Origin of the sequence: Borreliella americana, from assembly GCF_021043605.1 — a bacterium.
Classification (GTDB): Bacteria; Spirochaetota; Spirochaetia; order Borreliales; family Borreliaceae; genus Borreliella; species Borreliella americana.
This window is the reverse complement of sequence record NZ_JAJNFB010000064.1, coordinates 1-223: the sequence shown is the minus strand read 5'-3', so window position 1 is coordinate 223 and position 223 is coordinate 1. Positions and strand designations below refer to the sequence as shown.

Below are 223 nucleotides of genomic sequence, written 5' to 3'. Positions count from 1 at the left end.
TACCAAATAATACTTAATATTTGTGCTTTATGGAAAGTACCCCTTAATGAATTCAATCATGACAAAGATCACATTCATTTATTACTAGAACTTACCCCTAATATTCAACCTTCTAAATTCATCAACAATCTAAAAACAGTATCTTCAAGGCTTATAAGAAAAAAATATTCTAATTATCTAGGTAGGTATTACTGGAAACCTTATTTTTGGTCTAGAAGTTATT

The 223-nt window shown here is 27.4% G+C and carries 1 protein-coding gene; it reads left to right on the top strand.

Annotated features, from left to right (window positions below):
- Nucleotides 1-223, top strand: a 223-nt coding sequence (gene tnpA, locus LRB30_RS05860; RefSeq protein WP_231020169.1) for an IS200/IS605 family transposase, incomplete at both ends; no start/stop codon positions are given.